At 71.1% G+C, this 25,059-nt stretch carries 23 protein-coding genes; 12 read left to right on the top strand and 11 right to left on the bottom strand.

Going from position 1 to position 25,059, the window contains the following annotated elements; all coding sequences use genetic code 11:
• The first annotated feature begins 21 nt into the window (after positions 1-21).
• Positions 22-504 carry a DUF3597 domain-containing protein gene (locus ACTIE5_RS08240; protein WP_439549213.1) on the top strand — a complete coding sequence of 161 codons (483 nt, stop codon included), beginning with the start codon at positions 22-24 and terminating at the stop codon, positions 502-504.
• Here the strand turns inward: ACTIE5_RS08240 and ACTIE5_RS08245 are convergent.
• Genes ACTIE5_RS08245 through ACTIE5_RS08270 form a run of 6 tightly spaced genes read right to left on the bottom strand, consistent with a single transcriptional unit; the run spans position 501 to position 5,201 of the window.
• Positions 501-1,331 carry an ABC transporter permease gene (locus ACTIE5_RS08245; protein ID WP_439549214.1) on the bottom strand — a complete coding sequence of 277 codons (831 nt, stop codon included), beginning with the start codon at positions 1,329-1,331 and terminating at the stop codon, positions 501-503. The genes ACTIE5_RS08240 and ACTIE5_RS08245 overlap by 4 nt on opposite strands.
• A complete protein-coding gene (locus tag ACTIE5_RS08250; RefSeq protein WP_439549215.1) occupies positions 1,328-2,266 on the bottom strand; it encodes an ABC transporter permease in 939 nt (312 codons plus the stop codon). Before ACTIE5_RS08250 ends, ACTIE5_RS08245 begins: the two co-directional genes overlap by 4 nt.
• Positions 2,263-3,945, bottom strand: a complete 1,683-nt coding sequence (locus ACTIE5_RS08255) for a peptide ABC transporter substrate-binding protein (protein ID WP_439549216.1) — start codon at positions 3,943-3,945, stop codon at positions 2,263-2,265. Before ACTIE5_RS08255 ends, ACTIE5_RS08250 begins: the two co-directional genes overlap by 4 nt.
• Positions 3,924-4,208, bottom strand: a complete 285-nt coding sequence (locus tag ACTIE5_RS08260; protein WP_439549217.1) for a type II toxin-antitoxin system RelE/ParE family toxin — start codon at positions 4,206-4,208, stop codon at positions 3,924-3,926. The genes ACTIE5_RS08255 and ACTIE5_RS08260 overlap by 22 nt, the downstream gene beginning before the upstream one ends.
• Positions 4,205-4,462 (bottom strand): hypothetical protein, encoded by a 258-nt coding sequence (locus ACTIE5_RS08265; RefSeq protein ID WP_439549218.1) that lies wholly within the window; start codon positions 4,460-4,462, stop codon positions 4,205-4,207. The genes ACTIE5_RS08260 and ACTIE5_RS08265 overlap by 4 nt, the downstream gene beginning before the upstream one ends.
• Positions 4,463-4,487: 25 nt before the next feature.
• Entirely contained in the window at positions 4,488-5,201 is a 714-nt protein-coding gene (locus tag ACTIE5_RS08270; protein ID WP_439549219.1) for an orotate phosphoribosyltransferase, read from the bottom strand.
• Between the two features lie 71 nt (positions 5,202-5,272).
• Between ACTIE5_RS08270 and ACTIE5_RS08275 the strand changes: the two genes are divergently transcribed.
• From ACTIE5_RS08275 to ACTIE5_RS08315, 9 genes are all read left to right on the top strand, one after another.
• Positions 5,273-6,217, top strand: coding sequence for a mitochondrial fission ELM1 family protein (locus ACTIE5_RS08275; RefSeq protein WP_439549220.1), 945 nt, complete (start codon positions 5,273-5,275; stop codon positions 6,215-6,217).
• Between the two features lie 46 nt (positions 6,218-6,263).
• Positions 6,264-7,136 (top strand): sulfite oxidase heme-binding subunit YedZ, encoded by an 873-nt coding sequence (locus ACTIE5_RS08280; RefSeq protein WP_439549221.1) that lies wholly within the window; start codon positions 6,264-6,266, stop codon positions 7,134-7,136.
• A gap of 158 nt (positions 7,137-7,294) precedes the next feature.
• Complete coding sequence (locus ACTIE5_RS08285) at positions 7,295-10,123, top strand: pre-peptidase C-terminal domain-containing protein (protein WP_439549222.1); 2,829 nt, start codon at positions 7,295-7,297, stop codon at positions 10,121-10,123.
• 77 nt (positions 10,124-10,200) lie between these two features.
• Complete coding sequence (locus ACTIE5_RS08290) at positions 10,201-11,277, top strand: tartrate dehydrogenase (RefSeq protein ID WP_439549223.1); 1,077 nt, start codon at positions 10,201-10,203, stop codon at positions 11,275-11,277.
• A gap of 105 nt (positions 11,278-11,382) precedes the next feature.
• A complete protein-coding gene (locus tag ACTIE5_RS08295) occupies positions 11,383-12,105 on the top strand; it encodes a TetR/AcrR family transcriptional regulator (RefSeq protein ID WP_439549224.1) in 723 nt (240 codons plus the stop codon).
• Positions 12,105-12,914: an ABC transporter permease gene (locus tag ACTIE5_RS08300; RefSeq protein ID WP_439549225.1), complete on the top strand. Its 810-nt coding sequence runs from the start codon at positions 12,105-12,107 to the stop codon at positions 12,912-12,914. Before ACTIE5_RS08295 ends, ACTIE5_RS08300 begins: the two co-directional genes overlap by 1 nt.
• 4 nt (positions 12,915-12,918) lie before the next feature.
• Positions 12,919-13,974, top strand: coding sequence for an ABC transporter ATP-binding protein (locus ACTIE5_RS08305; RefSeq protein WP_439549226.1), 1,056 nt, complete (start codon positions 12,919-12,921; stop codon positions 13,972-13,974).
• Between the two features lie 32 nt (positions 13,975-14,006).
• Positions 14,007-15,050 carry an extracellular solute-binding protein gene (locus ACTIE5_RS08310; protein ID WP_439549227.1) on the top strand — a complete coding sequence of 348 codons (1,044 nt, stop codon included), beginning with the start codon at positions 14,007-14,009 and terminating at the stop codon, positions 15,048-15,050.
• Positions 15,047-15,919, top strand: coding sequence for an ABC transporter permease (locus tag ACTIE5_RS08315; protein ID WP_439549228.1), 873 nt, complete (start codon positions 15,047-15,049; stop codon positions 15,917-15,919). Before ACTIE5_RS08310 ends, ACTIE5_RS08315 begins: the two co-directional genes overlap by 4 nt.
• Here ACTIE5_RS08315 and ACTIE5_RS08320 read toward each other — a convergent pair.
• Together ACTIE5_RS08320 and ACTIE5_RS08325 are read right to left on the bottom strand one after the other, a co-directional pair.
• Positions 15,916-17,070: a benzoate/H(+) symporter BenE family transporter gene (locus tag ACTIE5_RS08320; RefSeq protein WP_439549229.1), complete on the bottom strand. Its 1,155-nt coding sequence runs from the start codon at positions 17,068-17,070 to the stop codon at positions 15,916-15,918. The two genes, ACTIE5_RS08315 and ACTIE5_RS08320, sit on opposite strands and share 4 nt — an antisense overlap.
• A gap of 62 nt (positions 17,071-17,132) precedes the next feature.
• Positions 17,133-17,870: a response regulator gene (locus tag ACTIE5_RS08325; protein WP_439549230.1), complete on the bottom strand. Its 738-nt coding sequence runs from the start codon at positions 17,868-17,870 to the stop codon at positions 17,133-17,135.
• Positions 17,871-18,043: 173 nt separating this feature from the next.
• On the opposite strand from ACTIE5_RS08325, the gene ACTIE5_RS08330 reads away from it, so the two are divergent.
• Positions 18,044-22,024 carry a PAS-domain containing protein gene (locus ACTIE5_RS08330; RefSeq protein ID WP_439549231.1) on the top strand — a complete coding sequence of 1,327 codons (3,981 nt, stop codon included), beginning with the start codon at positions 18,044-18,046 and terminating at the stop codon, positions 22,022-22,024.
• Between the two features lie 13 nt (positions 22,025-22,037).
• On the opposite strand, the gene ACTIE5_RS08335 is transcribed toward ACTIE5_RS08330, so the two are convergent.
• From ACTIE5_RS08335 to ACTIE5_RS08345, 3 genes are all read right to left on the bottom strand, one after another.
• Positions 22,038-22,277 (bottom strand): hypothetical protein, encoded by a 240-nt coding sequence (locus ACTIE5_RS08335; protein WP_092958356.1) that lies wholly within the window; start codon positions 22,275-22,277, stop codon positions 22,038-22,040.
• 194 nt (positions 22,278-22,471) lie between these two features.
• Entirely contained in the window at positions 22,472-23,179 is a 708-nt protein-coding gene (locus ACTIE5_RS08340) for an aspartate/glutamate racemase family protein (RefSeq protein WP_439549232.1), read from the bottom strand.
• A complete protein-coding gene (locus tag ACTIE5_RS08345; RefSeq protein ID WP_439549233.1) occupies positions 23,179-23,949 on the bottom strand; it encodes a sulfite exporter TauE/SafE family protein in 771 nt (256 codons plus the stop codon). Before ACTIE5_RS08345 ends, ACTIE5_RS08340 begins: the two co-directional genes overlap by 1 nt.
• 148 nt (positions 23,950-24,097) lie before the next feature.
• Between ACTIE5_RS08345 and ACTIE5_RS08350 the strand changes: the two genes are divergently transcribed.
• Complete coding sequence (locus ACTIE5_RS08350; RefSeq protein WP_439549234.1) at positions 24,098-24,919, top strand: sulfite exporter TauE/SafE family protein; 822 nt, start codon at positions 24,098-24,100, stop codon at positions 24,917-24,919.
• Positions 24,920-25,059 lie beyond the last annotated feature (140 nt).

Genomic DNA, 25,059 nt, shown 5'->3' on the forward strand with positions numbered 1-25,059 from the left:
CAGCAGGCGAGGCCTTCGGCCATGAGCATTTTCGGCAGCATCGTGTCCCGCATCTTCCGCGGCAGCACCCTTGGCGGCAGTGGTGCCCAGGCCCAGCCGGCCGATGGCGGGATGGCCGGCGCCCCGGGGGGCGCGACTTCATCCAGCAGCCAGGCGGCGGAGCCGGCGCACGAGGCGCGTGGCGCGGCCCCGGCCTCCGCCATGCCCGGTGCCACGCCATCCGCCGGGGCTTCCTCCGCAGCTTCCCCCGTTGACGTGGAGGCGGTGCTGGCGGGGATGGAAGCGCAGGCCGGGCAGAAGCTGAACTGGCGCAGCTCCATCGTGGATTTGATGAAGCTGCTGGACATCGACAGCAGCCTCGGCGCGCGGAAGGAGTTGGCGCAGGAACTGGGCTATGGCGGCGCGCTGGACGGCAGCGCGGCAATGAACATGTGGCTGCACCGCGCCGTGATGCAGAAGCTGGCGGAGAATGGCGGGCGGGTGCCGGACAGCCTGCGGGATTAGCGGCCGCGCGCTTCCCGCCGCAGCCCATCCGCCACCAGCGTGCAGCCGGCCACCGCCAGCAGGATCGCCAGGCCGGGCCAGAGGGCGGCGCTGGGCGCGCTGAAGACGAGGTCCTGCGCATTGGCCAGCATGTTGCCCCAGCTGGCGGCCGGCGGCGCGATGCCGAGGCCGAGGAAGCTCAGCGTGCTCTCCGCCAGGATGGCGCCGGCGACGGACAGCGCGGTGGCGACGGCGACGGGGCCCGCGATGTTGGGCGCGACGTGGCGCAACAGGATCCGCGCCTCCGAAGCGCCCAGCGCCCGTGCGGCGCGGACGTAGTCGCGCGCGAGGATCGACAGCGCCGCGGCGCGCGCCAGGCGGGCGACGCCGACCCAGCCGAAGAGGCTGAGGATGATGACGATGCGGAGGATGTCAGAGGCGGCCTCGCCCCTCGGCAGGCCGATCTTCCCCGTATCCACGGCAGCGAGCACGACGAGGACGGGCAGGGCGGGCAGCGCCAGCAGCCCATCGGCGAGCCGCATCAGCACCGCATCCAGCACCCCGCCCCGCCAGGCCGCGAGCAGCCCGATGGCGGTGCCGATCAGCGTCGCGGTGATGGCGGTGGCGAGGCCGACGGCGAGGGACACGCGCGCGCCATGCAGCAGGCGCAGCAGCAGGTCGCGGCCGAGATCATCGGTGCCGAGCGGGTTCGTGGCGCTCGGCGGGCCGAGGCGGTTGAAGAGATCGGGCGCGAAGGGATCGACGCTGAGCCAAGCCTGCACGAGCGGCGCGGCCAGGGCGCCGAGCGCCAGCATGCCGATCAGGAACAGGCCGAGGCGGAGCCTCATGCGTCGCGCAGCCGCGGGTCGAGGGCGCGTTGCGCGAGATCGGCGGCGAGGGTCGCGAGCATGGTAACGAGGGCCACCAGCAGCAGGGCGATGAGGGCCAGGTTGGTGTCGTTGCCCATCACCGCGTCGTAGATCAGCTTGCCCATGCCGGGGCGGGCGAAGAGGGTTTCCGTGATCAGCGCGCCGCCGACCAGCGCCCCGGCATCGAGTGCCGCGACCTGGAGGATGGGGACGGCGGCGTTGGGGAAGGCGTGGCGGAGCAGCAGGCGTGCCTCCCCATTGCCGCGGGCGCGGGCGGCGGTGATCCAGGGTTCGCGCAGCGTCTGCGTCAGCGCGGCGGCGCTGTGGCGCGCATAGGCGGCGAGGTTGGCGATAGCGAGCGTGGCCACGGGCAGCGGCAGGAACCGCCACGCATCCAGCCCGCCCTGGTCGCTGGTGCCGCCGGCGGGCAGCCAGCCCAGCGTGACGGCGAAGAGGATGATCAGCAGGATGCCGAGCCAGAAGGTCGGCGCCGATTGCCCCAGGATGGCGATGGCATCGACGAAGGGGGCGGCGCGGGGCCTGGCGGCCGCGATCATGCCGAGCGCGAGCCCGATGGCGGCCGAGACCAGCAGCGCGGCGCCGAGCAGCGCGAGGGTGGAGAGCAGCGCCGGGCCGATGATGGCGGCGACAGGCTGGGCAAACAGGCGCGAGAAGCCGAACTCGCCCCGCAGCAGCGCGGAGGCCCAGGCCAGGTAGCGGGCGAGCAGAGGCTGATCGAGGCCATGCAGGGCGCGCAGCCGCGCGGCATCCTCCGCCGTCAGCCGCGGGTCGCCGGCGATGGCGAGGTCGATCGGGTCGCCCGGCATCAGGCCGATCAGCAGGAACATGGCGAAGGAGAGGATCGCCAGCGTGATCGCGACCTGGGCGAGGCGGGAGGCGAGGAGGCGGGTCACCGGACCCGCCATTCCTCGACCCAGTTCGAGGAGGCGTTCAGGTGGCCCGTCGGCCGCACGCCATCCAGCCACAGCGGCCAGACATGGGCGTCGCTGCGGAACCAGAGGGGGATGGCCGGAAGCTGTTCGGCATAGATGGCCTGGAGGCGATGCCAGAGCACGCGGCGGCGTTCGCGGTCGAGTTCCACCGGGATGGCCTCCAGCAGGGCGTCCATCTCGGCATTGCGGAAGCCCGTCATGTTCTGGCCGGACCAGTTGCGCTCCGCGGTGGGGATTTCTTCCGAGTGGAGGGTGGTGCGGGGGACGTTCTCGGGGCTGCTGATCCAGGCGAAGAGGGCGGCACCGCCATAGCGGCGGCGGGGCAGGGTTTCGCCGAAGAAGATTCGGGGGGGCTCGTTGCGGATGCGGGCTTCGATGCCGGCCTGGCGCCACATGCCCTGCAATACCTGCTGGACCTGTTCGCGGGACCGGTTGCCGGCGGTGGTCATCAGGTCGAAGGCCAGGCGTTCGCCGGCGGCGTTGCGGCGGATGCCGTCGCCGGGGGGGGGTGGGACGCGCCAGCCGGCCTCGTCCAGCAAAGCGCGGGCGCGGGCGAGGTCGAAGGGCCATTGCCGGACGTTGTCGTCATGCATGCCGTCGAGCGGATTGACCGTGGTGTGGGCCACGGGCTGGCGACCCTCGAACAGGCGGGCGACGATCTGCGCGCGGTCGGTCGCCATGATGAGGGCCTGGCGGGTGCGGACGTCGGAGAGCTGGGGCAGGTCCAGCAGCAGGTCGAGATGTTCGTAGATCAGGCCTGGCTTGTAGGCGTAGCGGAAACGGTTGGGTGCGCGGCGTTCGAGCGCGGAGACCTGGTCCAGCGGCAGGCCGAGTTCGCCCGCCACCATGTCGATCTGGCCGGCGAGGAGCTGGGCTTCCAGCGCCGCGGTGTTCTCCACCGTGCGGATGGCGATGCGGCGGAAGGCGGGGGCCTGGCCGGCCCAGTGCGGGTTGCGCTCCAGCGTCACGCCGCTGCCGGGGGTGACGGCGGAGACGCGGTAGGGGCCGTTCCAGAGGCCGGGGTTGGTCGTCTGCGTCTCATACAGCGTGCGGGTGCGGTAGGCGCGGGGGTCGGCCTGCCAGATGGCGCGTTCGAGATGGGCGGGGAGGGGCACGAAATCGCCGGCGCTGGCGAAGTCGAAGGTCACGCGGTCGAAGCGGAGCGTGATGCTGCGCGGGTCGGTGACGATGGCCTCATAGGCCTGGCGGTAGAATTCAGCGCCGCCGAAGCCCGTGGAGAAATCGCGGCCGGCCTGCCAGGCGAAAAGAAGGTCCTCAGCCGTGACGGGCTGGCCATCGGCCCAGCGCCAGCCCTCCCGCAGCCGCCAGGTGACGCGGATGCCGGGGCGGCCATCGGGGGTCTGTTCGCGGATGGCGAGGCCGTTTTCGAGTGTAGGCACGGTTTCGCAGCCGAGGCAGGTGAGCGCCCAGTCGGCGTCGCGGGCGGTGAGGGGGCGGCGGGTGAAGCCGCCGATGTAGGACTTGGCCGCCATGGCTTCGATGTTGGGGTGGAAGGTGGCGGGGTATTGCGTGATGCCGATGGTCAGGCTGTCGCGCGCGGGTTGGGCCAAGGTTGGCTGGGCCGCCAGCGGCGTCGCAGCCAGCGCGGCGAGGAGGGTCAGCGCGGGTCGAAGGGCCATTCGCGGGCTCCATGCCAGACGGCGAGGATCAGGATGATGTCGGCCTCAAGCCGGTAGACCAGGCGGAAGGGCGTGCGCGGGACGGAAATGATCCGCCTGCCATCCGCTGCGGCGCGGCCGGAGGTGGGGAAGAGGGCCAGCGTATCAGCCGCCTCCGCGATGCGGGCGATCAGCGCATCGGCGGCATCCGGGTTGTCCTGGGCGATGAAGTCCCCGGCCTCGCGCAGATGGCGAATGGCCGTGGGGGCCCAGACCAGCCTCACCGAGACGGGTTGCGTGCGCGGAGATCGGCGGCCCAGCCTAGCAGCCCCGCCATGACTTCTTCATGCGGCACGCCCAGGCCGGCGGCGATTTCCGCTTCGCCGGCCTCTGCCAGGGCACGGAGGGCTGGATCGTCGCCGACAGCTTCCTGGATGACGGCGGTGGCGATGGCTTCGATCGTTGTGTCCTGTTCGGCCGCCATGCGGCGCAGCGCATTGGCGACCGCATCGGGCAGTTCCAGGTTCACGAAGGTCATCGACCCCTCCTCCGTCGGTGAAGCCTCACTCCTTCGGCTTGGCTTCCGCCAGGCTGCCGATGCCGCCATGGGCCTTGGACCAGCCCACCGGGTCTTCCAGGAACTTGCGCACTTCCTTCAGCGCGGCTTCGCTGAAATAGGGGCGTTCGCGGCACACTTCCAGCACATCCCACCAGGTGCAGAGGTGATGCAGGTTCAGCCCCATCTCCTTCATCTTCTCGAAGCTGCCGGGGAAGACGCCGTAGTAGAAGACGACGAAGGTGTGGTCGCAGATCGCGCCGGCGTCGCGCAGCGCCTGGGCGAACTTGATCTTGCTGGCGCCGTCGGTGGTGAGGTCCTCCACCAGGAGCGTCTTCTGGCCGACGGGGACCTCGCCCTCGATCTGGGCGTTGCGGCCGAAGCCCTTGGGCTTCTTACGCACATAGGCCATGGGCGCCATCATGCGGTCGGCGATCCAGGCGCCGAAGGGGATGCCGGCGGTCTCTCCGCCCACCACCGATTCGATGGTCTCGTAGCCGATGTGCCGGCCGATCTTCTCCACCGCCAGGTCGCAGATGCGGTTGCGGGCGCGGGGGAAGGAGATGATCTTGCGGCAATCGATGTAGACGGGGCTCTTCCAGCCGCTGGTGAAGGTGTAGGCCTCCTCCGGCCGGAAGTTCACCGCCTTGATTTCCAGCAGGATGCGCGCGGTGGTCAGCGCGGCGTCGCGGTCCCAGTCGGAGGCGTGGGGGATGGCCATCGTGACGAAATCCTCGGGTGTCGGGCGGGCGGTGTGAAGCCTGTTCGTAACCTTGTGCGCGGGGCGCGTCCATGATCGGGGGCGCGGAACCCGTCTGGGTGCTGGCGGACCCGCGGGCGGGGACGGCGGCGCAGGCGATCGGCATCGCGGAACGCCTCGGCCTGCCCTTCCGCATGGTGGCGCTGGAATGGGGCGCGCTGGCGCGGCTGCCGCTGGGGTGGCCGACGCTGATGGGGCTGTCCGCCGCCAGCCGCGCCGCGTTCCGTCCGCCCTGGCCCCGGCTGGTGGTCTCCGCCGGGCGGCGATCCGCGCCGGTGGCGCTGTGGCTCGGCCGGCGGGGCGCGAAGACCGTGCATTGCATGCGGGCGCCGGGCAGCGGTGGCTTCGACCTGCAGGTGGTGGGCGCGCATGACCGCGCGCCGCCAGCGCCGAACCGGCTGGAGATCCTGGGCGCGGCGCATCGCATCTCGCCCGGGCGCCTCGCGGCGGCGCGGGAGCATTTCGCCGGCCTCGCTGACCTGCCATCGCCGCGCGTGGCCCTGCTGCTGGGCGGCCCGGTGCGCGGGGAGGGGCTTGATCTCGGCATCGCCGCGGCGCTCGGCCGGCAGGTCGCGGGCTTCGCCGGCAGCGTGATGGCGACGGCCAGCCGGCGAACGGGGCCGGCGGCCACGCAGGCGCTGGCGGAAAGCCTCAAGCCCATCCCCCACCGGCTTCACGCCTGGGGGAGTACTGACGAAAATCCGTTGCTGGGGTTCATGGCCTGGGCGGATGTGATGGTGGTGTCGGGCGACAGCGTCTCCATGTTGTCGGAGGCACTGGTGACCCCGGCGCCGTTGTTCATCGCGCCGCTCGGGGATGAGGGGCCGCGCCACAGGGCCCTGCATGACAGCCTCTATGCCGCCGGGCAGGCACGCCCGATCGCCGATGCGCCGACCGCCTTCGCCCGGGAACCCCGGGATGAGGTCGCGCGCATCGTGGCCGCGATCCGCGCCAGGGGGCTGCTGACGGATGGGTGAAGCCCTGCCGCGTAACCCCGGCCGTGTTCGTCGCGAAGCGCCGGGGATGAGCACCACCACCATGCCCGCCCCGCGTCCCGCCATCGCCTGGCCCTGGCTGACCCGTGCGGGGCGATTCTCCTGGACGCGGATGCTGGTGCTGGTCTCCGCCATCGCGCCGGGCCTGGTGCTGCTGGGGATGCTGGCGGATGGCTGGCTGGGGGCGGAGCCGTGGAAGGCGGCGGCGAAGGAATCGGGCATCTGGGCGATCCGCTTCCTGCTGATCAGCCTGGCGATCACGCCGCTGCGCTTCATCGCGGACATGCCCAAGGCGCTGACCTTCCGGCGGATGCTGGGGCTGGTGGCGCTGGGCTACGCCGTCCTTCACCTCGTGATGTATGCCGGGCACATGGCCTGGGATCTGGCGGAGGTCGCCAGCGAGATCCTGCTGCGCTTCTACCTCACGCTCGGCTTCCTGGTGCTGCTGGGGCTGGTGGTGCTGGGCGTGACCTCCACCGATGGGTGGCAGTCGAGGCTCGGCCGGCGCTGGAAGGCGCTGCATCGCGCGGTCTATGCACTGGCCGCGCTCGGCATCTTCCACCAGTTCCTGCAGGCGAAGTCGCGCGCCGATGGCGCTGTGCTGATGGCGGGGGTGTTCCTGTTCCTGATGGCCTGGCGGGCGCTGCCGGGGCGGTGGCGGGCCTCGCCCCTGGCGCTTGCGGGGCTCGCGGTGCTGGCGGCGGCGGGCGCGGCGGGGGTGGAATTCGCCTGGTATGCGGCGTCCAGCAACCTGCCGGCGGCGCGCATCCTGGCGGCCAATCTCGACCCTGGGGCCGGGCTGCGGCCGGCGCAATTGACCCTCGTGCTGGGCCTCGTGGCGGCGGTGCTGCCCTGGGTGGCGCGGCTGCGCTGGCCGGGTCGGGCGTTGAAGGCGCGTTAACGACCTTAGGCGAATCTTAACCATCCGTCCCGCAGAACGACCGTGTTCGGGGGTTCCTGGCGCGCAATCGTAACGTTCCGTGAAGCCTCGGCTATGCCGGGTGCGGTTCGTGATGCGACCGTTCCGGCCACCGATTCGACGGCCAGAAGGGGCGGCGCATGGCGATCATCGCGGAAATCGAGAGCGGGCTGACCGGTTCGGCGGGGGTTGCCGGGGCGCAGGCCATCGCGGCCGCCGCCTTCACCGCCCGCGCCGCGGATGGCGCCGGCAGCCTGCATCCCGCGCTGATGACGGCGACGATCCAGGCCGGCATCGGCACCACCACGGACCAGGACTACTACGCCGTCTATCTCTCGGCCGGGGATGTCGTGATCCTCGATGTGGATGGGGTGGCGGCGCCGCTCGACCTGACGATGACCGTCTTCAACCCGAACGGCACGCTGGTGGCGACGGTGGCGGATGCGACGGTGGTGGATTCCGGTTCCGCCAGCCTGGCCGACCCCTTCCTGCAGTTCACCGTGACCGTGACGGGCAATTGGGTCTTCGGCCTGCGCGCGCCGGCCGGGACATCGACGGGGGCCTATACCTTCAACATCACGCGCCCCGGCCTGCCGGTGCTGTTCGTGGGCGGGGCGGGGGACGAAACCTCCCCGGGCTCGCCCTGGTCCGACAGCCTGGGCGGGGGGGAGGGGGCGGACAGTCTCTCCGGCCAGGCGGGGGCCGACAGCCTGGATGGCGGCGGCGGCAACGACACGCTGCTGGGCGGCATGGGGGCCGACACGCTGCGCGGGGGCGCGGGGCATGACCGGCTGGAACTGGGCGAGGCCGGGGAGAGCGACACCGACATCGCCTTCGGCGGAGAGGGCAACGACACCATCCAGGCGCTGGGCGCCAACAATCGCCTGCTGGGGGAGGCCGGCGACGATCGCCTGCAGGGCGGCACCCAGGGCGATACGCTGGATGGCGGGGATGGCGCGGACACGCTGCTGGGCGATGCGCAGGCGACGGCCGCCACCATCGGCTTCGATGATTGGCTGCTGGGCGGGGCCGGGAATGACAGCCTGACGGGGATGCTGGGCGCCGACCGGCTGGATGGCGGCGCGGGCGCGGATACGCTGGTCGGCGACCTCGGCGATGCGCTGGATGAGGGCGGCGGCGGGCGGGACACGCTGCTGGGCGCCGCGGGGAATGACCGGCTGGATGGCAATGGCGGCGCGGACCTGCTGAATGGGGGCTCCGGCGCCGATACGCTGGTGGGCGGCACCGGCATGGACCGGCTGCTGGGCGGGGCGGGGGATGACCTGCTGGTGGCGGGGCGCCTCACGGAAGTGGGGCCGGAGACGGAGCCCGACACGCTGGAAGGCGGCGCCGGGGCCGATACGCTGCGCGGCGCGCCCATGGACCGGCTGCTGGGGGGGGAGGGCGACGATCTGGTGGTGCTGGGCTGGCAGGGCGCCTTCGCCGCCTTCGGCCTGGCCACGCAGCGCGGCCTGGCGGATGGCGGGGATGGCGCGGACGTGCTGCGGCTGCTGCCCGGGGAGGCGATCGCCGCCATCACCGTGACGCCCGATGCGGGGGCGGGGGGCAGCATCACCCTGCTGCTGGACGACACCGCGGTGGGCGACCCCGTCACCATCCGCTTCACGGGCTTCGAACGCTTCGACCTGACGGGCAGCCAGGGCGCGGATCTGCTGCGGGGCGGCGCGGGGGCGGATACGCTGCGGGGCGTGTCCGGCGCCGATGATGAATTGTCGGGCGGCGATGGCAACGACGTCCTGCTGGCCGCGTCGGAGGGGCTGGTGGCCGTGGATGCGCTGCTGCGCGGCGAGGGTGGCGCGGACCTGCTGGTGCTGGATGGCGCGGGCAGCAGCGGCGCGCTGGATGGCGGCGCCGGCGCCGATACGCTGGTGGCGGCCACGGGGACGGAGGCGCTGCTCCAGGGCGGCGCGGGGGATGATGTGCTGGTCATCGGCCTTGGCAGCCACGTCGTCGATGGCGGGACGGGGGTGGACATGCTGGTGGCGGATTGGTCGGGGCAGGATGACGCGGTGTTCCTCTGGGCCTTCGGGGATGGCGACGGGGTGCTGGGCACCGGGGCCTATTTCGCGGATTTCAGCGGCATCGAACGCTTCGCCCTGACCGGCGGCGCGGGGGATGACGACCTGTCGGGCGGCGATCTGGCCGATACGCTGGATGGCCGGGGTGGCGCCGATACGCTGTCCGGCGGCCTCGGCGATGACCTGTTCATTGTCGATGGCGCCGGCGATGTCCTGCTGGATACGGGCGGGCGCGACACGGTCCGCGTTGCCGTCGACTGGACGATGGCGGCCTGGCAGGAATCGCTGCAGCTGATGGCGCCGGGCACCACGGGGGTGGGGAACGAAGCCGCGAACGCGATGCTGGGCGCGGCGGGTTCGCAGACCCTGTCCGGCGCGGGCGGCAACGACACGCTGGATGGCGGCGCGGGGGCGGACAGCCTCTCGGGCGGGGCGGGCCATGACCTGTTCCGCGTCGATGACGCGGGAGACCGGCTGGCGGATGCCAGCGGGTCGGATACGGTGGAGGCCGCCGTCACCTGGACGCTCGGCACGGGGTTCGAGGCGTTGCGCCTGACCGGCACCGCCGCCATCAACGGCACCGGGAACGAGTTGAACAACCTCCTCGCTGGCAATGCGGGGCAGAATACGCTGACCGGCGGGGCGGGCGCGGATACGCTGGATGGCGGGGGCGGCCTGGACCGGCTGTTCGGCGGCGTCGGCGACGATGTCTTCCTGCTGCGGCGGGGCGACGCGCAAAGCGACCGGATCATGGATTTCGTCGGCAACGGCGGGGATTCCGGCGACCTGGTCCGGTTCGAGGGCTATGGCGCGGGGGCGACGGTGTTCCTGGTCTCCGGCACCATCTGGCAGGTGCAGGGGGCGACGGGGTCCGACACCTTCCACATGGTGGGCACCTTCGATCCGGCCTTCGACGTGGTCTTCGCCTGACGCGGTTTTCGACTCCCCCATCTTGCCGAAGCGGGTGGGGGCCGGCAGGGTCCGGCGCCTGACCGGAGCATCGCGCCATGAGCACCACGAGAAAGCACCGCATCGCCGTCATTCCCGGCGACGGCATCGGCAAGGAGACGACGCCCGAGGGGCTGCGCGTGCTGGACGCGGCCGCCCGGCGCTTCGGCTTCGAGCTGGAGCTGAAGCACTATGAATGGTCCTGCGAGACCTATGCCGCCACCGGCAAGATGATGCCCGATGACGGGCTGGACCAGCTGCGCGACAGCGACAGCGTCTTCCTGGGCGCCGTCGGCTGGCCGGGGGTGCCGGACCATGTCTCGCTCTGGGGCCTGCTGATCCCGATCCGCCGCGGCTTCGACCAGTATGTGAATCTGCGGCCCTGCAAGCTGCTGCCGGGGTCGAAGAGCCCGCTGGCGGGGCGCGGGCCGGAGGATATCGACTTCTACGTGGTGCGGGAGAACACGGAGGGCGAGTACAGCAGCGTCGGCGGGCGGATGTTCCCGGGGACGGACCGCGAATTCGTCTCGCAGCAATCCATCATGACGCGGATCGGCTGCGACCGGATCATGAAATACGCCTTCGATCTGGCGATGACGCGCAAGCGCCGGAAGGTGACGAGCGCCACCAAGTCCAACGGCATCACCTTCACCATGCCCTATTGGGACGAACGCTTCGCGGCCATGGCGAAGAACTATCCAGAGGTGAGCACGAACGAATACCACATCGACATCCTCTGCGCGCATTTCGTGCAGCACCCCGACTGGTTCGACGTGGTGGTGGGATCGAACCTGTTCGGCGACATCCTGAGCGACCTCGGCCCGGCGGTTGCGGGTTCCATCGGCATCGCGGCATCCGCCAACATCAACCCCGAGAAGACGGCGCCGAGCATGTTCGAGCCGGTGCATGGCAGCGCGCCCGACATCGCGGGCAAGTGGATCGCCAACCCGATCGGGCAGATCTGGTCGGGCGCCATGATGCTGGAGCATCTGGGTGAGAAGGCGGCGGCGGATTGCATCGTGCAGACGATCGAGCGCCTGCTGGGCGAGGGCGGGCCGCGCACGCGTGACATGGGCGGCCAGGCCGGCACGGTGGATGTGGGCAAGGCGATCGCGGAGGCGGTGGCGCGGGGTTAGCGTCGTGGCAGGGCTGCCTCGGCCAGAGGCAGCCCGTGCGCCCGGGGCGCGGTTTCGGGTAAGAACAGACTTGCGTGTTTGTTTTTCGGCTGTCTCAATCGCGGGATGATCGATGCGCCGCGCCGCCGAACCCAGGAGGAGCGCCGGGAGGAAACCCGGGCGCGACTGCTGCGCGCGACGGTGGAGGCGCTGCGGGACCAGGGGCTGACCAGGCTGACCACGCCCGACATCGCGCGCCGCGCCGGCGTCTCCCGCGGGGCGCTGACCTACCATTTCGCGAGCCGGGAGGACCTGCTGGTCGATTCCATCGCCTGGCTTCTGGACCAGGCGACGGGGGGCTTGCGCAAGCTGTGCGATGCCTATCCCGCGCCGACCATGCCGATCGAGGCGCTGGTGGATTACCTCTGGGACATGATGGCGAGCGGGCTGTTTCAGGTGACCATGGAATTCCTGCCGGAGGCCCGCCACAACGCGCCCTTCCGGGAGAGGCTGCTGCCGGTGGTGCGGGAATTCCACGCGGCGCTGGATGCGTCCTGGACCCGGCTCTCCGCCGTGGCGGGCATCCCGCAGGAGGAAGCGCAGGTGTCGCTGAACGCGACCATGTGCCTGATCCGGGGTATGATCGCGCAGAACGTGCTGCGCAACGATCCCGCCTACTACGCCGCCATGCTGGCCTGGTGGAAGCGGCAGTTGCGGGGCTGGCTGGGGCAGGATGCGGGCGCCGCGGCGCCGCTGCCGCCGCCGATCCTGCCGGCCTTCGTCCATGCGGAGGCACCGCGCAAGCGCCTGGTGCGGGACAGGGCTCGACGCCAGGCGGGGGGCGGCTGATGGGATCGCGTGGCTTGCGGCGCCTGGCGCTGCGCGGCAGCGCCGGCTTCGCGCTGGCGATCATCGTCACGCCGCTTCTGCTGGTGGCGTGGCTGGCCTTCTTCCGGCAGGAAATCCCGTCCTTCCCGCCCACGGGCTACACGCTGCGCTGGTTCGCGGCCATCCCGGACAACCGCGCCTTCGCCAGCGGCTTCATCGTCAGCTTCCAGGTCAGCGTGATGGCGACCTTGATCGGCCTGTCGCTGGCGGTGCCGGCGAGCCTCGCCTTGGTGCGCAGCGGGCTGCCCTTGAAGCCCGTGCTGAACACGCTGCTGATGCTGCCGCTGGTGGTGCCGGGCGTCGTGCTGGGCGCCGCCTTCTATGTCGGCGAGATGGAGGTGGAGATCGCCACCGAATGGCCGCTGCTGGGATCGAAGGCCGGGCTGGTCGCGGCCCATGCGCTGATCGTCATCCCCTGGGCGGTACGGCTGGTGACGGCGAGCCTGTCCACCCTGAACCCGTCCATCGGGGAAGCGGCGCTGAGCCTCGGCGCCACGCCCTGGGTCGCCTTCCGCCGCGTGACCCTGCCGGCGATCCGGCCGGGCGTGGTGGCGGGCGCGCTGTTCGGCTTCGTCACCTCCTTCGGCAATCTGGAAGCTTCGATGTTCCTGGTGGCGCCGGGGCAGACGACGCTGCCGATCGCGATCCTCCAGTACCTCGCCTGGAAGATCGATCCCGTGGTGGCGGCGGTGTCGCTGGTGCAGATCCTCGTCATCGGCGTCGCGATGCTGGTGACGGACCGCTTCGTCAAACTCTCCCAGGTGGTGTAGCGCGATGGCCAGGCTTGAGATCGCGGGGCTGACGAAGCGCTACGGCGCGGCGACGACGGTGCGGGACGTGACGCTGGATGTCGCGGATGGGGAGTTCCTCGTGCTGCTGGGGCCCTCGGGCTGCGGCAAGACGACGACGCTGCGGATGGTGGCGGGGTTCGTGGAGCCGAGTGCCGGGAGCGTTCGCCTCGGCGGGCGGGACATCACGGGCAGTCCGCCCTGGCTGCGCAACACCGGCATGGTGTTCCAGAACTACGCGCTGTTCCCGCAAATGACGGTGGCGGAGAACGTGGCCTTCGGGCTGGAGATGCGGAAGGTGCCGAAGCCGGAGCGCGAGGCGCGCGCGATGGAGGCGCTGCGCATGGTGCGGATGGAGCCCTATGCGGGGCGGCTGCCGCGGCAGATGTCGGGCGGGCAGCAGCAGCGCGCCGCGCTGGCACGCGCGCTTGCGATCCATCCCGACGTGCTGCTGCTGGATGAGCCGCTGTCGAACCTCGACGCCAAGCTGCGGGAGGAGGTGCGGGTGGAAATCCGCCAGTTGCAGCGGCAGCTTGGCCTGACCACGATCATGGTGACGCATGACCAGGAGGAAGCGCTGACCGTCGCCGACCGCCTGGTGGTGATGGCGGAGGGCGAGATCCGGCAGGTGGGCAGCCAGCAGGATCTGTATGAGCGGCCGGCGGACCGTTTCGTCGCGGGCTTCGTGGGGCGCAGCACCTTCCTGGCGGGCCGGGTGGCGGAGCGGGGGCGCTTCGTGACGGCGGGCGGCATCGGCATCGCCGTGCCGGATGCCCTGGCGGCCGGCCCCGCGGTGCTGGCGATCCGGCCGGAGGCGGTGCATGTGGCGCCCCCTGACGACGAGGAGAACCGGCTGGCGGGGATGGTGGAGTTCGTCTCCTACCTCGGCCCGCTGATCGAATTGCATCTGCGCATCGCGGCCGGCGAGAAGCTGGTGGTGCATGTGCCGAACCGCGCCGGCACCAGGCCGCCGGCGATGGGTGAGAGTGTGACTATCGGCTGGCCCCGTTCGGCCGGCATGGTGTTTCCCGATGCGGCATGAAGACCCGTGAGACGCAACAAGGAGAGGCAAGGATGAGCATGTTTTCGGTGACGCGGCGCCAGGCGCTGATGGGATTCGGCGCGGCGGCGATGCCCGCCTTCGGCGCGGGCGGCGCCAACGCGCAGGCGCGCGGGCGCGTGGTGGTCGGCACCTGGGGTGGCGACTATGCGCGGCTGCTGACCAAGAACATCGAGGAGCCGATCCTCAAGCCGCAGGGCTGGGACGTGGTGCAGGACCAGGCGTCCGATGCGCCGCGGCGCGCCAAGATGGTGGCGGAACGCCGTCTGCCGCGCGGCACCGTGGACATCCAGGGTTTCTCGGCCGCCAACATGCATGAGATGGGCGATGCCGGCGTCGCGGAGGAGATCGACTATTCCCGCCTGCGCAACGCCGCCACCATCATCCCGGCCATGCGCTACAAGTTCGGCGTCGGCCACATCTATTCGGGCAAGGTCGTGCTGTACAACCCGAAGCTGGTGAGCGCGCCGACGGGCTTCCGCGAAGCCATCGATCCGCGCCACGGCAACAAGATCGGCTTCATCGATATCCAGTACCAGTTCGTGATGATCGCGGCGGCGCTGGCGGCGGGCGGCACGGTCGGCAACATCGAGCCGGGCAAGGCATTGCTGCTGGCGGCGAAGCGCGCGGGCGCGCGCCTGTACCCGACCAATGAAGCCTTCGCGGCGGCGATGCAGTCGGAGGAGATCGCACTCGGCATGATGTGGAAGGCGCGCGGCGTGCAGTGGCAGAATGCCGGCATCCCCGTGCAGACCGTGGCCCCGATCGAGGGCGTGCCGATGTATGTCTCCGGCTTCTCCATCGCGAAGAACGCGCCGAACAAGGCGGGTGCCTACGCCTACATGGATGCGATGCTGGAGAAGTCCGCGCAGGAAGCCTTCGCGGTCGACATGGGCTTCAATCCCACGGTGACGAACGCCGCGGTGGCGCCGGACCTGGCGGCGCGCATCGGCTTCACGGAAGCGGAGCGCGCGCGGCTTGTGGACCTCGACTACGCCTATCTGGCGCGCGAGAACAACGCGATGAAGGATTGGTGGGACCGGGTGTTCAAGGCTTGAGCGCCACCACGTCCGATACCCGCCGCATCCAGTGGGATGCGGCGGGGCTGATCGCGCCGGCCACCCTGTTTGTGGTGGTGGCGCTGCTGGTGCCGCTCGGCCTGCTGTTCCGCTACAGCCTGAATGCCTTCGTGCCGGGGCAGTTCATGGTCGATGCGCTGACCATCGACAATTACGTGCGCTTCTTCACCGACGCCTACTACCTCAACATCCTGTGGCGGACGGTGCGCATCGCCTTCGTGGTGATGCTGATCTGCCTCGTGCTGGGATTTCCGCTGGCCTATGTGCTGGCGCGGACGCAGAGCCGGTACAAGAACCTGCTGCTGATCGCCGTCGTGCTGCCGCTCTTCGTCGGCAATGCCGTGCGGGCGGCGGGGTGGATGGTGGCCTTCGGGTCCAAGGGCGTGGTGAATGCGTCGCTCATGGGCCTTGGCATCACCAGCGGCCCGATCGACATCATGTACACCGAGCCCGCCGTCATCATCGGCATCACAGCGGTGAACCTGCCCTTCATGGTGCTGAGCCTGCAGAGCGTGATCGAGGGCATCGACCGATCGGTGGAGGAGGCGGCCTTCAACCTCGGCGCGCCGCCCGGGCGGATGTTCTGGCGCGTGCTGCTGCCGCTCGCGATGCCGGGCGTGCTGGCCGGCGGCGTGCTGACCTTCATCCTCGGCATGAACGCCTATGCGACGCCGGTGCTGATCGGCGGGCCGCGATTCCAGATGATGGGGCCGCTGGTCTATGGGCAGTTCATCGAACAGAACAACTGGCCCTTCGGCGGCGCCATCGCCTTCGTGCTGATGGCGTCCACCCTGGTGCTGACGGCGGTCGCGCATCTGGTGGCGCACCGCAGGCTGGCAGCGCGCTAACGCTTCCAGCGCGCCAGCGCCATCACGGCACCACCGGCGACCAGTCCCCAGAAGGCGCCGCCGATGCCGAAGATCGTGAGGCCGGAGGCGGTGACGAGGAAAGTCACGACCGCGGCCTCCCGGTCCGCCGGCTCCGACAGCCCCGCGACGATGGCGGCGCCGAAACTGCCCAGCAGCGCGAGGCCGGCGACGGCCTGGATCAGGATCGGCGGCGCGGCGGCGATGAAGGCGGCGGCGGCGGCGGAGACGATGCCGAAGGCGCAGTAGCCGAGCCCCGCCACCACGGCGGCCCACCAGCGGCGGCGCCGGTCGGGATGCGCGGTGTCTCCCGCGCAGAGCGCCGCGGTGATGGCGGCCAGGTTCACCCCATGCCCGCCGAGCGGCGCGGCCGCCAGGCTGAACAGCCCCGTCGCGGTGAAGAGCGGGCCGGGGTCCGGCCGGTAGCCGTTCACGTTCAGCACCGCCATGCCGGGGATGTTCTGCGACGCCATCGCCACCAGGAAGAGCGGCAAGGCGAGGCCCATCATCGCGGTGGCGTCGAAGACGGGCATGACGAAGACGGCGACGGGGGCGAGGGAGACCGCGCCCAGATCCGGCGCCTGCCACCACAGCAGCCCGGCCGTGACCAGCACGGCGGCCGGCACGGCAAGCAAGCGGTTCAGGCGGCCGACCAGCAGCCAGGTCAGCACCACGGGCAAGGCGAGCGCCGGCACGTCCTGCACCGCGCGCACCGGCGCCAGGCACAGGCCGAACAGCACGCCCGCCAGCATGGCATTGGCGATGGGCGCCGGGATGCGCGCCACGGCGCGGCCGAGTGGCTTCCACAGCCCCGCCACCAGCACCAGCAGCGCCGCCACGATGAAGGCGCCGACGGCGGCCGGGAACCCGCCATCCGGCACCGCCGATCCCGCCAGCAGCGCCGCCCCCGGTGTGGACCAGGCGACGGTGATGGGCAGGCGGCGCCAGAGGCTCAGCACCACGCCGCAGAGCCCCATGGCGATGGCGAGCGCGGTGAGGCCCGATGCCGCCTGCGCCGGGCTGGCGCCGACCGCCGTCAGCCCCTGCAGCACCACGGCGAAGGAGGAGGCGAAGCCCACGAAGGCGGCGAGGAGCCCGGCGAACAGGGCCTGGGCGGAGAAGGAGGCGCGCATGGAAGCGCGTTGAAGCACCGGGGGGCGCCGGTGGCTACGGGGCGGTGGCTACCGCCCGTGCCTCACCCGGCCTCAGGGTCGAACAGGTAGCCGACGCCGCGGACGGTGCGGATGGCCATAGGGCGGGCCGGGTTGCGTTCGACCTTGCGGCGCAGGCGCATGATGCGGAGGTCGATGGCGCGGTCGAAGGCCTCGGGCTCCTCATCCCCGCTGGTGCGTTCCAGCAGCCAGTCGCGGTGCAGCGCGCGGTTCGGGTTGTCCACGAACAGCTTCAGGAGTGTGAACTCGCCCTCCGTCAGGGTGTCCTCACGCCCATCGGCGGTCAGCAGCAGACCGCGCTTGAGGTCGAGCACGGCGCCGCCCATGCGGATGCGGCCGGGGGCCAGGTTTTCCGGCTTCTGGGGGGCGGCCGCGGCCTCCGCATGGGCGCGGCGCATCACGGCGCGGATGCGGGCCAGCAATTCGCGGGGCTCGAAGGGCTTGGTGATGTAGTCGTCGGCGCCGGATTCCAGGCCCACCACGCGGTCCACCAGGTCCCCCGCCGCGGTCAGCATGATGATGCCGATGCCTGGCGACAGCGCGCGCATCCAGCGGGCAAGGGCGAAGCCGTCCTCGCCACCGGGCAGGCCCACATCCAGCAGCACGGCGTCGGGCATGGCGGCGGCGATGGCGGCACGGAAGGCGGGGCCATCGGCCACGCCCTCCACCGCGAAACCCTGGTTGGAGAGGTAGGCGCAGACGGTCTCCCGCTGGAACGGGTCATCCTCCACCACCAGCAGGTTGGTCGTGCCTCCGGCCATGCCACGCTCTCCCGTCACTGCTTTCTTTCGCCCGCCTTGGGTCTCGCCCGCCTTGGGTCTCGCCGGAGGCCGGCGCCGGGTCGACTCGGGCGGGCGGGCTGGCGAAACAGGTGAAACAAACCGTTGCACGGCGCGAAACACAAGAAGCGGTGCCAATGAGGCATAGTGGGGCCATGCCCGATAACGACCGGCCCGCCGGCGCATTGCCGCCGGACGAGGTCGCCAGCCTGCAGGCGGAAGCGCTGGCGCACCTCGCCGGTCCCTTCGCCCTGTTCGCGGCGGATGGGCGGATGGTCTCCTGCAATCCGGATTTCGCGCGGCTGCTGCCGCCGGATGGCACGCCGCCCGCGCCGGGCGCCACGCTGCGCGACCTGCTGGCGGCGATCGGGCAAGCGGGGGCGGCGGCCAATCCCGGCCTGGCGCGGCCCGAGGACCCGGAGAGCTGGCTGCCCGCGGCGGGAGAGGGCGAGCGCGTCACGCTGTGGCGCACGGCCGGCGGCGCCTGGTTCCAGGTGCATCTGCGCGCCATGTCGCGCGGCCTGGTGCTGACGGCGGCCGACATCACCGACCTCAAGCGGCAGGAGGAAGCGCTTTCCGCCGCGCGGACGACGCTGGAGACGGTGTTCGACCACATGACCGACGGCGTCGTCATGTGGGACGCCGACATGAAGCTGCAGTTCTTCAACCGGGAGACGATCCGCGTCGGCGAGTTCCCGGTGCACATGGCCTACAAGGGCGTCAACGTCCTCGACGTGATGCGCTACCAGGATGAGCGGGGCGAGTTCGGCCCGCCGCCGCGGGATGCGGCGGAGCTGGAGGCGCGCGTGTCGCAGCGGGCGGCACTACTGAACCGGCCGGGCGGCGTGTCCTACATCCGCCGCACGCCGGGCGGGCTGTGGCTGGAGGTGAAGACCATCCCCGTGAAGGGCGGCGGCGCGGTGCTGATGTACCGCGACGTCACTGCGCTCAAGCAGCGGGAGGAGGAGCTGGCGGCGGCGCGGGCGATGCATCGCCTGATCCTGGACAGCATGACCGATGGCGTCGTGCTGATGGACCGGGACCTGAACTTCCTGCTGGGCAACCGCGCGGCGGTGGAATTCTTCGGCCTGCCGGATGATGTGGGCCGGGCCGGTGCCTCGGCCGTGGAGGCGATGCGCTACCGGCTGCGCCGCGGCGATTTCGGCCCCGTGCCGGCGGACGGGGCGGGGTTCGAGGCCGCGGTCGAGGCGCGGCTTTCCATCGCCCGCCACCCCGGCAGCGCGCCGGTGCAGGTGCGCGGTTCGAATGGCGCCTGGATCGAGGCGTCCTCCGTCGCGACGCCGGATGGCGGCGTGCTGGTGATCTATCGCGACATCTCCATCCTGAAGGCGCGGGAGGAGGAGTTGCAGGCTGCGCGGGAGACGCATGAACTCGTCCTCGACAGCATGCAGGACGGGCTGGTGCTCTGGTCGCCTGGTTTCCGCGTGCGGCTGATGAACCGGCAGCTCGCGCATTTCTACGGCATCCCCGCCTTGCTGGCGCGGCCGGGGGCGGAGGGGCGGGACATCCTGCGCCTCATGCTGCGGCGGGGCGACTATGGCACGCCGCCGGCGGAGGGTGCGGCGATGGAGGCGGCGGTGGAGGCGCGCGCCGCCGCCATCATGGGCGCGTTGGGGGAGCCCGACATCAGGCTCTCCCCGGCCGGGTACTGGATGGAGATCACGCGGCAGCGCCTGGCCGATGGCAGCGTGCTGTCGGCCTACCGCAACATCACGCGGCTGCGGGCGCGGGAGGATGAACTGCGGGAGGCGCGCGACCACGCCCGCGCGGCGCAGACCAGCCTGGCGGTGACGATCGAGCATATGAGCCAGGGGCTGCTGATGTTCTCCCCGGACCGGCGGGTGCAGGTCATCAACAGCCGGGCGATCGAGCTGCTGCGCCTGCCGCCCGGGCTGGCGGTGGAAGGCACGCTTCTGGAGGATATTGCCGCCTGGCAGCTGGGCCAGGGCCATTACGACCGGGACGAGGGCGCCGGGGAGCGGGCGCGGGCGGTGCTGGCGGGCGGGCCCATGGAGCAGGGACATTTCGAGCGCCTGATGCCCGACGGGTCGGTGCTGGAGGTGCATTCCGTGACGATGCCGGATCGCCGCAGCGTGCGGACCTTCACCGACATCACGGACCGCAAGCGGCAGGAGGTGGCGCTGGCGGAGGCGCGGGATGCCGCGCGCGGCACCTATGCCGCCCTGACCGCGACGATCGAGGCGATGGGCCAGGGGCTGCTGCTGGTGGACCCCGATGGGCTGGTCAGCGTCCTCAACCGCCGCGCCGCGGAATTGCTGGCGCTGCCGGATGCGCTGGCCAGGCCCGGCGTGCGCTTCGCCGACATGGTCGCCTTCCAGCGCGCGCGTGGCGACTACGACAGCAGCGCGGAAGGCGCGGAACAGACGCGAAGGGCGCTGGCCGACGAACCGATGGAGGAGAAGCGCTACGAGCGCGCGCGCCGTGACGGCATGGTGCTCGAGGTTCATGCGCGGCGGATGGAGGATGGCTCCATGGTCCGTACCTACACCGACATCACCGATCGCAAACGGCAGGAAGGCGCGCTGGCCGCGGCGCGCGATGCGGCGGAGGCGGCGAACCGGGCGAAATCCGCCTTCCTCGCCGCGATGAGCCACGAGATCCGCACGCCGATGAACGGCGTGCTCGGCATGATCGAGGTGATGGAGCGCACGCCGCCGGGGCCGGCGCTGAACCGCTGCGTGGCGGTGATGCGGGAAAGCGCGGGGTCGCTGCTGCGGATCATCGATGACCTGCTCGACTTCTCCAAGATCGAGGCCGGGCGGATGGAGCTGGAGGCGCTGCCCTTCTCGCTCCGTGGCCTTGTGGAGGGGGCGGTGGAGACGCTGACGGTGGAGGCGAAGCGGAAGGGGCTGCTGCTCTTTGCCGATCCCCTCGGCCCCGTCACGCCGCATGCGCCGGACATGGTCTCGGCCGATCCGGTGCGGGTGCGGCAGATCCTGTTCAACCTGGTGGGCAACGCCATCAAGTTCACCGACGTCGGCTTCGTGCGGCTGCGGTGCTCGGCCAGGCCCGAGGTGGGGCCGAAGGGGGGAGCTGACGGTGTAGTCGTCGTCGTGACGCTGATGGTGGAGGATAGCGGCGTCGGCATGACGGCGGAGCAGGTCGGGCGGCTGTTCCAGCCCTTCGCGCAGGCCGACACGTCGACGACGCGGCGCTTCGGGGGCACGGGACTCGGGCTTTCCATCGTGCGGCGCCTGGCGCGGCTGATGGGCGGCGATGTGGCGGTGGAAAGCACGGCGGGGCGGGGCAGCCGCTTCACCGTGACGCTGCGGCTGCTGCCGGCGGAGCCGATGGAGGCACCGCCCGTGCTGGCCGCGCCCGCCCTGCCGCCGCTGGATGGGGAAGCTGCGCCTCGGCTGCTGGTGGTGGATGACCACCCCGTGAACCGGGAAGTGCTGGCAAGGCAGCTGGAGTTGCTGGGCTGCATCGCCGACATGGCGGAGGACGGCGCCCAGGCGCTGGCGCTGTGGCGCCAGGCCCGGCACCGCGTGGCGCTGGTGGATCTTCACATGCCCGTGATGGACGGGCTCGACCTGGCGCGGGCCATCCGGCGGGAGGAACAGCTGGCGCCTGGCGGGGCGCGCACCGCGCTGGTGGCGGTGACGGCCAATGCGATGCGCGGCGAGGATGAGCGCTGCTACGCCGCGGGGATGGATGCCTTCCTGGCGAAGCCGCTGGCGCTGGACGCTCTGGCCCGCGTGCTGGGCCGCTTCATGCCGCAGACGCCGGGGCGGGTGGAGACGGCGGTGGCCGAGCCCGGGCCGATGCTGTTCGACCCGGAGGCGCTGCGCGGCCTGTTCGGCAGCGACCCCGCGCGCCTGGCCGGGCTGCTGAACACCTTCCGCGACGGGGTGAGGCGGGACGGGGAGGCAGTGGCGGCGGCGCTGGCGGCGGGCGACCTGGAAGGTGCGGCGGCGGCGGCCCATCGGCTGAAGGGGGCGGCGCGCATGGCAGGCGCCAGGCCGCTGGCGGACCTGCTGTCGGCGGTGGAGCAGGCATCCCGCGACGGGCGGCCGGTGGAGGCGGGGGCGGCGGCCTCGGGCCTCGCGTCACTCGCCGAAAGGACCGTGGCGGCGACGCTGGAGGGGGAATAGCGCCCCCAGGCTATCAGTCGCAGGCGCAGCCGTCGGTCGGCGTCTGGGCGGCGCGGACGATGTGGTGGTCGATCCATTCGGAGACCAGGCGCCGGGCTTCCTGCATCGAGGCCTCGGGGTGGTGGATGCGGTAGAGCGTGGTGCAGGCGGTGAAGGCCTGCATGTCGGCCTCTCCGCCATCGCGCAGTTCCCGATAGGCGGTCACGACGGCGCGTTCGCAGCGGCGGGCGATGTGACTGAATTCGCGGCCCATGGAAGCTCCCGTCGTCAATGTCTGATCAGGCACGTCAGGTGAGGCACGTAAGGTGAGGCACGTAAGGTGAGGCACGGGGGGCAGGATGGAAGGCCCTGCGAGTCAGTTGAGAATAATTCTCATCTGCATAGCCGTTTATACGACGAGGTCACTCGTCCGTTCAAGTGACGGCGTCGCAAGACTTGGGGGGGTGGTCAGCCCTCGCCTTGGCCGGGCCGGCAATGGGCGATGGCGGCGCGGGCCAGGGCATCGATCGTGTCGCAGACGGGGAAGGGAAGCGGGGCGCCGGCGGCGATTCCGAGCGGGATTTCCGTGCAGCCCAGCACCACGGCGCGGGCGCCGCGCGCGACCAGCAGGCGGGCGGCCTCCGCCAGTGGGGGGTAGGCGGCGGCGACGTCATTCGCCTTCACCAGCGCGATGCCGGGGGTGACCAGGCGGTCCATCTCCTCCTCCGTGGGGGTCAGGCAGGTCCAGCCGCGGGAATCGAGTCGGCCCTGGTAGAGCCGCATGGCGAGGGTGCCGGCGGTGCCCATCAGCCCGATCGGGCCGGGCGCGACGCCGAGCCGCAGCAGTTCCGACTCCGCCGCATCGACGATGTGGAGGATGGGCAGGGGCGTGGCGTCCCTCATGCCCTCGAACCACCCATGGGCGGTGTTGCAGGGGATGGCGATGGCGGTGGCGCCGGCGGATTCGAGGCCGCGGATGCCGCGGATCAGGGCGGGGAGAGGATCCTCCCCCCCCGCGATGCGCGCCGCGGTGCGGTCCGGCACGCGGGGGTCGGACCACAGGATTGCCGGGATGTGGTCCTGGTCCCGCAGCGCGGGCGTCAGCAGCGTGAGGCGCAGCATGAACTGCGCGGAAGCCAGCGGGCCCATGCCGCCGAGGACGCCGAGAACAGACATCAGATCAGGCCCTTCATGCCGTCATAGACCAGCTTGGTGCCGCTGACCGCGAGCATGACATAGACGATGCGGTAGAAGACCTTGTCGCTCATCCGCCCCTGCAGCCAGATGCCCATGCGGACTCCGACGGGCACGAGCGGCAGCAGCAGCAGGCTGGTCAGCACATTGGTGAGGGACAACTGGCCGAGCAGGAAGTAGGGCACCAGCTTCACGTAGTTCACCACGCCGAAGAAGACGACAGTGGTGGCGGCCAGCGCCGCGCGTTCCAGCCTCAGCGGGTAGAGATAGACGGCGAGTGGCGGGCCGCCGGCATGGGCGATGGTGCTCGTCAGGCCCGACATCATGCCCCAGAAGGCGCCCTTCGGCCGGCTGCTGGTGGCGGGCGGCGGCGTGGCGCGGCCGGGGCGGCCCTGCCACAGGCTGCGGGCGAGGAAGATGAGGGCGATGGCGCCCACCATCAGCTTCACCGCGGCATCGGGCAGGAAGCCGAAGATGGCGGCGCCGATGAGCACGCCGAGCAACCCGCCCGGCATGATGATCCAGAGCTGTTCCTTCGACCACTTGCCCCACCAGGCCTTGAGCGAGGCGATGTCCATGGCGCAGAGCAGCGGCAGCGCGATCCCGGCGGCCTGTGGCGCGGGAATGACCAGCGACATCAACGGCACCATGGAATTGCCCGCGCCGGAGGCGAAGCCGGCCTTGGTGATGCCGGTCAGCAGCACGGCCGGAATGGCAAGCACCCAGAACCAGGGGTCAGCAATGATCGGCAAGGGGGAGGTCCTGGGCTGGCCCCGAGGGGGCCGATGGGGGTGACGCCGCGGGATGCGGGCTGTATGGCACGGCCATTGCTGCACTGCGGCGAGCGCGGCGCAAGAGCGCTTCCCCCTATCCGATCAGAGAGTGGCTTCCTTGGAACATATGTACGATCCGCTGTGGCTGGCCGGACTGGCCGCGGCGATGGCGGCGACCGGCCTTTTCTCCGGCCTGCTCGCGGGGCTTCTCGGCGTGGGGGGCGGCATCGTCATCGTCCCCGTGCTGTTCAGCATCTTCCCGCTGTTCGGCATTCCGGAGGCGGTGCAGATGAAACTGGCGGTGGGGACGTCGCTGGCCACCATCATCCCGACCTCCATCCAATCCGCCCGCAAGCATTTCGCCAAGGGCACGATGGATGTGGCGCTGCTGAAGTCGCTGGTGCCCTCCATCGCGTTCGGCGTGCTGATCGGCACGCTGCTCGGCATCATCGTGACGGGGGGCGCGCATACGGCGGTGTTTGCCGTGATCGCGCTGCTGGTCGCGGTGAACATGGGCTTCACGGGCGTTGACTGGAAATTGCGGGAGAGCTTCCCGACGGGCAAGCGGCGCCATGCGCTCGGCACCTTCATCGGCGGGATCAGCGCCATGATGGGCATCGGCGGCGGCACGGTGGGGGTGCCGATCCTGTCCATGTTCGGCGCGCCGATCCGCAGCGCGGTGGCGACGGCCAGCGCCTTCGGCGTCATCATCTCCATCCCCGCCACCATCGGCTTCATCTATGGCGGCTGGGGCAATGCGATGCTGCCGCCGCTGAGCATCGGCTACGTCAACCTGATCGGCTTCGCGCTGATCGTGCCGGCGAGCCTGATCGCCGCACCCTGGGGCGTGCACCTGGCCCATTCCATCCCGCCGCTGCTGCTGAAGCGCTGCTTCGCGGTGTTCCTGGGGCTGACGGTGGTGCGGATGTTCTGGAGCCTCGTGACGTAACACCAACGGCCGGACGGAGGGACCTGCGGCCGGCGAAGCCGGCCGGGGCCGCGAATGCGGCCCGCCGGTAGTCCGTCACGCCGCATGCGTGCCTTCGGCACGGCGAGCCAAGGCCGCGGAGCGGCCGCCCGGCGCTTGAG

It is taken from the genome of Falsiroseomonas sp., from assembly GCF_051859025.1.
Taxonomy (GTDB): Bacteria; Pseudomonadota; Alphaproteobacteria; order Acetobacterales; family Acetobacteraceae; genus Falsiroseomonas.